The organism is Streptomyces sp. NPDC021225 (genome assembly GCF_044332865.1).
Classification (GTDB): Bacteria; Actinomycetota; Actinomycetes; order Streptomycetales; family Streptomycetaceae; genus Streptomyces.
On the sequence record NZ_JBIRPV010000002.1, the window covers coordinates 922926 to 930554 of the forward strand.

The window sequence follows — 7629 nt, forward strand, 5'->3', positions numbered from 1 at the left end:
AACCGCGTTTTTGATGTCGAAGCAGATGTCGAAGCAGTCCGCGCCCGGTATTCCTTGTGCCGAGTTCCGGCGTACGCGCTTCTCGAACGGACCTGTGCGCGGACCCGGCGGATTCGGTACGAGTCCAAGGAGTCCTGAATGAACTGCACCGACGACGAGATCGCGGACCGGGTGCGCAAGATCATGGTCGATGTCCTGGATCTGCGGTTGAACCCGGAGGAGATCACCCCCGATATCCCGCTCTACTCGCCGACGATTCAGCTCGATTCGCTGAACCTGCTCCAGCTGTTGGTCGCGGTGGAGGAGGAGTTCGGCCGCCATATCGAGGACGAGGACGTCATGGAGGCGGACCTGGTCACCGTCGGCGACCTGCTGCGGCTGGTCCAGGGCCAGGTCGGCGGTCCGCGGACGGAGGGCGAGGCGTGAAGGCGGTCCGCAACCGGTTCCTGATGGACGAGAGCGATGTCCCCACGCACTGGTACAACATCCTCGCCGACCTCGACGTACCGGTGGCCGAGGTGCGCCGGGCACGCCCCGACCGCCCCGACCGCACCGACGAGCCGAACCGGCAGGCACCCAACATCCCGCTGTCCATGTACCGGGGCAGCGTCGGCCGGGAGCGCTTCGTCGAGATCCCGGCCGAGGTGCGCGAGGCGTACCAGCGCTGGCGGCCCACGCCCCTGGTGCGGGCCCGCGGCCTCGAAGCCGCCCTGGAGACTCCGGCGCACATCTACTACAAGTACGAGGGCACCAACGCGGCCGGCAGCCACAAGCTCAACTCGGCGCTCGCCCAGGCGTACTTCTACAAAAAGGCCGGGGTGCGGCGGCTGACCACCGGCACCGGGGCCGGACAGTGGGGCACCGCGCTGGCGATGGCCTGTCAGTCGATGGATCTCGAGTGCACCGTCTTCATGGTCCGGTGCAGCTACCGGCAGAAGCCGTACCGCCGGGTGCTGATGGGGCTGAACGGCGCCCGGGTGATCCCCAGCCCCAGCCCGGACACCGAGGCCGGGCGCGCGGTGCTGGCCACGTCCCCGGACAGCGACGGCAGCCTGGCCATCGCCAACGCCGAGGCCCTGGAGCACGCCCGCCGGACGGACGACGCCCGCTTCGCGGTCGGCAGCGGCGAGAACCACGTCCTGCTGCACCAGACGGTCATCGGCGAGGAGGCACTGCGCCAGATGGAACTGGCCGGTGAGTTCCCCGATGTCGTGGTCGCCTCGATGGGAGCGGGCAGCAACTTCGCCGGCCTGGCGTTCCCCTTCCACCGGGAACGGCTGCGCACCGGCGCCGCCACCCGGCTGATCGCCGTGGAACCCGACGCCTGCCCCAAGATGACCCGGGGCCGCTACGCCTGGGACTACAACGACGTCTCCGGCACCACGCCGCTGACCAAGATGTACACCCTCGGACACACCTTCGTCGCGCCCGGCCTCCACGCCGGCGGGCTGCGCTACCACGGCGCCGCGCCCCTGGTCAGCGCGTTGTACGAGCGTGGGTGGATGGAGGCCGTGGCGTACGGCCAGAACGCCGTGTTCGAGGCGGGCGCGCTGTTCGCCCGCACCGAGAGCGTCGTACCGGCCCCCGAGTCCGCCCACGCGGTCCGCGCGGTCATCGACGAGGCCGTGCGGGCCCGCGAGGAGCGCAGGTCCACGGTCATCCTGTGCAACATCAGCGGCCACGGGCTGCTCGACCTGTCCGCCTACGACCAGTACCTGGCGGGGAGCCTGGAGGACCACACCGTCTCCGACGAGCGGATCGCCGCCTCGCTCGCCGCGCTGCCCGAGGTCCTTTCCGCCGGCGCGACCTCATGAACCTCGACTGGACCGAGGAGCAGCGGGCCCTGCACGAGCGCCTGCGCGACCTCGGGGAGAAGCTCGGCGAGGAAGTGGCCGCGCGGGAGCGGTCGCAGAGCCTGGAGCCGGGGGACTGGCAGCGGTGTGCGGAGGCCGGGGTCCTCGCCCTGCCCCTGCCCCAGGAGTACGGGGGGCCCGGGCTGTCCCCGCTCGCGTGCGCGTACGCGCTGGAGGGCCTCGGCCACGGCTGCCGGGACAACGGGCTGCTGATCGCGCTCGGCGCCCATATGTGGGCGGTCGAGCTGCCGGTCAGGGAGTTCGGCACCCCCGAGCAGAAGCGCCGCTACCTGCCCGCGCTCGGCGACGGCCGGCTGGTGGGGGCCCATGCGATCACCGAGGCCGAGGCGGGGTCCGACGCCCTGGCACTGACCGCGCGGGCCCGCCGCGACGGCGACACCTATCTGCTCAGCGGCACCAAGCGCTTCGTCACCAACGCGCCCATCGCCGACCTCTTCATCGTCCACGCCACCGTCGACCCCGGCCTCGGCTTCACCGGGGTGACCGCCTTTCTGGTCGAACGGGGCCAGGAGGGGCTGACGGTGGAGCCGGGCCCGGAGAAGACCGGGCTGCGCACCGCGCCCTGGGGCGAGATCACCCTCCAGGACTGCCGGGTGCCGGCGAGCCGGCGGCTGGGCGCCGAGAAGCAGGGCTCGCGGATCCTGGCCCGGACGATGGCCTGGGAGCGCTCCCTGATCCTGGCACCGATGCTGGGCACCATGCGGCGCCAGATCGAGGACTGCGTCGCCCACGCCAGGAGCCGGGTCCAGTTCGGCCGGACCATCGGCCGCAACGACGCGGTCTCCCACCGCATCGTGGACATGCGCGTCCGGCTGGAGGAGGCCCGGCTGCTCACCTACCGGGCGGCCTGGGACCTCGAGCAGGGCATCCCCTCCGTCTTCCCGGAGGCGGCCCAGCTGCGCACCAGCGAAGCCGCCGTCCAGACCTTCCTTGACGCCATGCAGGTGTACGGCGGGCTCGGCTACACCACCGGCACCGATGCGGAACGGAACCTCCGCGACGCCCTCGGCACCCGGATCTCCTCCGGCACCTCGGACATGCAACGCCGGGTGATGGCCGAGAAGATGGGGATCACGGCCCGCGCGCGGCGCGCCGCACCGGCCCGGTCGGCGGGGGGTGAGGGCGGTGGCGACGCTCGTTGACCGGCTGGCGCGGACGGTGGCCCGCCACCCGCGGGCCGAGGCCGTCCGGCACCGCGGGAACTCGCTGGACTACGCCGCGCTCGACCGGGCCGCCGACGCGCTCGCCGCCACCCTGCGGGAGGCCGGGGTGGGCCCGGGGGACCGGGTGGGGCTGTGGACGGCCAAGTCGGCCGAGGGCATCGTCGCCGTCCACGCGGTGCTCAGGTGCGGGGCCGCCTATGTGCCGGTGGACCCGGCCGCGCCCCCGGCCCGCGCCGCGTACATCCTCGGCGACTGCGCGGTGAGCTGCCTGGTCACCGACAGCGTCAGGCTCGCCACGCTGACCGGCCCCGACCCCGCGCGGCGGCCCGCGCCCGGCCCGGTGGTACTGCTCGACGAGGCGCCGCCGGACGCCCCCGCCGAGGTCATCGGCTGGCGGCAGGCGGTGGAACGGCCGCTCCCCGACGGCTTACCGCCGGTGCCGGTGGACCCGGGAGACCTGGCCTATGTGCTGTACACCTCCGGCTCCACCGGGGCGCCCAAGGGCGTGATGCTCTCCCATCGCAACGCGCTGGCCTTCGTCGACTGGGCCGTCGGGGAATTCGGCATCACCCACCGGGACCGGCTGTCCTCGCACGCCCCCCTCCACTTCGACCTGTCCGTCCTCGACGTCTTCGCGGCGGCCGCCGCCGGGGCCTGCCTGGTGCTGGTCCCCGAGCACCACAAGGCCCTCGGCGTGGCGCTGAACAGGCTGGTGGCCGAGGAGCGGATCACCGTCTGGTACTCGGTGCCGGGGGCGCTGACCCGGATGCTGGACGCGCGGAACCACCAGCAGCTGAGCTCCTCCCCGCTGCGCCGAGTCCTCTTCGCGGGCGAGGAGTTCCCCGTCAAGCATCTGCGGCGGCTGCGCGCGGCACTGCCGGACGCCGGGCTGTACAACCTCTACGGCCCCACCGAGACCAACGTCTGCACCTACCACCGGGTCACCGACGCCGACCTGGCGCCGGGGCGCACCGCGCCGCCGCCCATCGGCCGCCCCTGTCCGTACGCGACCGTCCGGCTGGTCGGCGCCGACGGCCGGCCGGTCCCGGGGACGCCGGGCGCCGAGGGCGAACTGGTCGTCGAGGGCGACTCGGTGATGCTCGGCTACTGGGACGCCGCCGACCGCGGCGCGCCGCCCGTGCGCGCCCATGCCACGGGTGACCTGGCGCGCCACGAGGGCGCGGACGGCTACCGCTTCGTCGGCCGCCGCGACCACATGGTCAAGGTGCGCGGCTACCGGATCGAACCGGCCGAGATCGAGGCCGCGCTGCTGGCCCTGCCCGAGGTGCACGAGGCCGTGTGCGTCACGGCCCCGGACGGCGCCGACCCCGACGCCGGGCTCCGGCTGGAGGCGTATGTGGTGCCCGCCGCCGGCCGGTCGCCGGACGAGGCCCGGCTGCGCCGCCACTGCCTGGACACGCTGCCCCGCTACATGGTCCCGGCCAGGTTCCGGCTGGTGGCCGACCTCGTCCGCACCTCGACGGGCAAGGCCGACCGGCGCGCGCTGGCCGCGGCGGCGGAACGAGACCGGGAGGCGCCGTGCCCGTCGAGGTCGTGACGCGGCAGTGGCCCAGCGGGGCGCTGGGCCGGGGCAAGCGGGTCAACATCGTGCTGCCCGGCGGATACGCGGCCCGCGGCCCGGGGCATCCGGTGCTGTATCTGCTGCACGGCTACGGCGGCGGCCGGGACACCTGGCTGCTGCGCACCGACCTGGTGGAGCTGGTGCGGGACAGCCGGCTGATCGTGGTGCTGCCCGAGAGCGGGCGCCGGTGGTTCATCAACGACCACGCCGGGCTCCGCTACGAGGACTACCTCCTCCAGGATCTCGTACCGGCCGTGGACGCCGGGTTCAACACCCGCGCCGAGCGCTCGGCCCGCGCCGTCGGAGGCTTCTCCATGGGCGGGGCCGCCGCGCTGTTCCTGGCCCTGCGCCACCCTTCGGTGTTCGGCGCCGTGGCCTCGCACGCCGGTGCCTTCGAGGCGCCGCTGCGGCGCGGTGACCCCTACGCCGCGTACCGCGCGGACCCCGGCTTCGTGATGCCCACCGAGGAGAGCCACGGGCGGGTCTGGGGCCCGCCCGGGAGCGCCACCCGGCGGCGGTACGACCCGTACCGGCTCATCGGCCAGGAGCCCGCCCCCCGGCCCGCGCTCTACCTGGACGTGGGGACGGGGGACTACGACCGCATGATCCAGGTGAACCGACGGGTGCGCGACGCCCTGCGGAACGGGGGCTGGAGCCCGGAGTACCACGAGCGGCCGGGCGGCCACGACCTGGACTTCGTGAACCGCGCCCTGCCCGCGTCGCTGGCCTTCGTGGCGCGCCACCTCACCGGAGCGAGGAAGAACGGGGTGTCCTTCGTATGACCAGCGATGCCGAGAAGTCCATACGGCGCGTCGAGCGGTATTACGACCTGGTGGACCGGGACGACATTCCGGGCCTGGTGTCGCTGTTCACGTCGGACGCCGTGTACGAGCGTCCCGGTTATCCGCCGATGCGCGGGATGGGGGACCTGGAGGCCTTCTACCGGAACGACCGCGTCATCGTGTCCGGAAAGCACTTCCTGCGCGATGTGGTGGCCGAGCCGGGCCGGGTCGCGGTGCACGGCGACTTCGAAGGGCTGCTGAAGGACGGGAGGTCGGTGCGCGTGCGTTTCGCGGACTTCTTCGAACTCGCCGACGACGGGCGCTTCTCCCGGCGGGACACCTTCTTCTTCACCCCGCTGGTATGAGGAGGGCCCCGTGAACCACGCCGCCGCCCCGCCCCTCCTGCTGACCCGCCCGCGCCCCGGGGTCGTGGTCGCGGCCCTGAACCGGCCGCACCGGATGAACGCCCTGACCGAGGACACCTTCCGCGCGCTGAGCGAGCTGTGCGCCGGCCTCAGGGAGGACTCCTCGGCGCGGGTCCTGGTCCTGACCGGGGCGGGCGAGGATTTCTGCGCCGGCTACGACATCGACGAAGTGGGCCGCATCGCGGCGCTGCCCCCCGCCGAACTCCTCGCGTTGCTGGAGCGGCAGGGGGCGGCGGTGACCGCGCTGCGCGACCTGCCGCAGCCGGTGGTCGCCGCCGTGGACGGGGCCGCGGTCGGCGCCGGGCTGTCCCTCGCGCTGGCCGCCGACGTCCGGGTGCTGACCTCGCGGGCCCGGCTGCGGGCCTCCTTCGTACGGATGGGCCTGTCCGGCGGGGACATGGGGGCCTCCTGGCTGCTGCCGCGGATCGCCGGCTACGGCTACGCCTCGGAGCTGATGCTCACCGGCCGGCCCGTCGACGCGGACGAGGCCCTCGCCCGCGGCCTCGCGAGCCGGGTGACCGACCCGTCGGAGCTGCCCGCCGCGGCCCTGGACCTGGCGGAGCGGATCGCCGCCAACAGCCCCGTCGCACTGGCCCTGACCAAACGGATCCTCCAGTCCAACACGGACGCACCCTCCCTCGCCGTCGCGCTGGAGCGGGAGGCGTCGACACAGGTGGTGGCCGCCGGCTCACCGGAGGTCCAGGAGGCGGTGGCGGCCTTCCGCGGCCGCCGGGCGTCGGCCCCCGCGGCCCCCGAACCCCCGACGGAGCCCTCGACGAACACCAAGGAGGAACTACGGTGACAACCGACCCGGCCTGGCGGCCCGCGGTGGTCGACCCCGGCGGCACCGGCGCCCCGGCGACCCCGGACGGACTGCGGGAGTATCTGCGGGAAACCGACCTCGCCGAGCTGCTGACGCGCGAGAGGGCCGTGGTCTTCCGTGGCTTCGGGATCTCCCCCGACACCTACGACCGGGCCGCCGGCGACCTGTTGCCCCACCGGCTGGCGTATGTGCACGGCAACTCGCCGCGCACCAAGGTGGGGCGCAACGTCTACACCTCCACCGAGTACCCGCCCGCCTACGAGATCTCGATGCACAACGAGATGTCCTACAGCCACACCTGGCCCGCGCGGATTCTCTTCCACTGCGAGCGGGCGCCGGACACCGGCGGGGCGACCCCCGTGGTCGACGGGGTGCTGTGGCTGGAGTCCCTGGACCCTGAGGTCCGCGCGGCCTTCGCCCCCGGCGTCCGCTACACCCAGAACCTGCACGACGGCATGGGTTTCGGCAAGAGCTGGCAGCAGACCTTCGAGACCGAGGACCGGGCCGGGGCCGAGGCGTTCCTGGAGGGCGCGGCCGCGGACTGGGAGTGGCGGCCCGACGGTTCGCTGCGGGTGACCCAGCTCCGGCAGGCCACGCTGAAACACCCCGTCACGGGCGCGGAGGTGTGGTTCAACCAGGCCGACCAGTGGCACCCGGCCGGGCTCGGCGAGGACGCGGCGATGCTCGCGGACCTGCTGCCCGAGGAAGAGCTGCCGCAGAACGTCGTGTTCGCCGACGGCAGCCCGATCCCGGCCGACTACATCACCCATGTCCAGGAGACCGGGATGCGGCTGGCGGTCGATGTCGACTGGCAGGCCGGCGATCTGCTGCTCGTCGACAATGTGGCGGTGGCCCATGGGCGCCGTGCCTACACCGGGCCGCGGCGCATTCTCGTGGCCATGTCCGACTGATACCGCCGAAAGGCCGGCACCCCGGTAATCGTCCACGCGATTTCCGGGGAATTCCACCCCGCGCGCCCG

8 protein-coding genes are annotated in these 7629 nt (G+C 73.4%); all 8 read left to right on the forward strand.

The genetic code is table 11. From position 1 onward, the window contains the following. The first annotated feature begins 138 nt into the window (after nt 1-138). From ACH4S9_RS12340 to ACH4S9_RS12375, 8 genes are read left to right on the forward strand one after another with little or no spacing between them, the layout of a single operon-like run. Nucleotides 139-426 carry a phosphopantetheine-binding protein gene (locus ACH4S9_RS12340; RefSeq protein WP_358843150.1) on the forward strand — a complete coding sequence of 96 codons (288 nt, stop codon included), beginning with the start codon at nt 139-141 and terminating at the stop codon, nt 424-426. Beyond that, the gene (locus ACH4S9_RS12345; RefSeq protein WP_358843151.1) at nt 423-1814 is read left to right on the forward strand and encodes a TrpB-like pyridoxal phosphate-dependent enzyme; all 1392 of its coding nucleotides are present in this window, start codon (nt 423-425) and stop codon (nt 1812-1814) included. Before ACH4S9_RS12340 ends, ACH4S9_RS12345 begins: the two co-directional genes overlap by 4 nt. Then, nucleotides 1811-3016, forward strand: a complete 1206-nt coding sequence (locus tag ACH4S9_RS12350) for an acyl-CoA dehydrogenase family protein (RefSeq protein WP_311727877.1) — start codon at nt 1811-1813, stop codon at nt 3014-3016. Before ACH4S9_RS12345 ends, ACH4S9_RS12350 begins: the two co-directional genes overlap by 4 nt. Continuing rightward, nucleotides 3000-4595 (forward strand): amino acid adenylation domain-containing protein, encoded by a 1596-nt coding sequence (locus ACH4S9_RS12355; RefSeq protein ID WP_398371495.1) that lies wholly within the window; start codon nt 3000-3002, stop codon nt 4593-4595. Before ACH4S9_RS12350 ends, ACH4S9_RS12355 begins: the two co-directional genes overlap by 17 nt. Further along, the gene (locus ACH4S9_RS12360) at nt 4577-5401 is read left to right on the forward strand and encodes an alpha/beta hydrolase (RefSeq protein WP_398371497.1); all 825 of its coding nucleotides are present in this window, start codon (nt 4577-4579) and stop codon (nt 5399-5401) included. The genes ACH4S9_RS12355 and ACH4S9_RS12360 overlap by 19 nt, the downstream gene beginning before the upstream one ends. Next, nucleotides 5398-5766 carry a nuclear transport factor 2 family protein gene (locus ACH4S9_RS12365; protein WP_385339113.1) on the forward strand — a complete coding sequence of 123 codons (369 nt, stop codon included), beginning with the start codon at nt 5398-5400 and terminating at the stop codon, nt 5764-5766. Before ACH4S9_RS12360 ends, ACH4S9_RS12365 begins: the two co-directional genes overlap by 4 nt. A 10-nt stretch (nt 5767-5776) precedes the next feature. Next, a complete protein-coding gene (locus ACH4S9_RS12370; RefSeq protein ID WP_398371500.1) occupies nt 5777-6628 on the forward strand; it encodes an enoyl-CoA hydratase/isomerase family protein in 852 nt (283 codons plus the stop codon). Then, nucleotides 6625-7560 (forward strand): TauD/TfdA family dioxygenase, encoded by a 936-nt coding sequence (locus tag ACH4S9_RS12375; RefSeq protein WP_311727882.1) that lies wholly within the window; start codon nt 6625-6627, stop codon nt 7558-7560. The genes ACH4S9_RS12370 and ACH4S9_RS12375 overlap by 4 nt, the downstream gene beginning before the upstream one ends. Nucleotides 7561-7629: the final 69 nt, after the last annotated feature.

Coding starts and splice junctions, on each gene's coding strand:
- ACH4S9_RS12340 (WP_358843150.1), top strand. CDS start 139: ATGAACTGCACCGACGACGAGATCGCGGACCGGGTGCGCAAGATCATG.
- ACH4S9_RS12350 (WP_311727877.1), top strand. CDS start 1,811: ATGAACCTCGACTGGACCGAGGAGCAGCGGGCCCTGCACGAGCGCCTG.
- ACH4S9_RS12365 (WP_385339113.1), top strand. CDS start 5,398: ATGACCAGCGATGCCGAGAAGTCCATACGGCGCGTCGAGCGGTATTAC.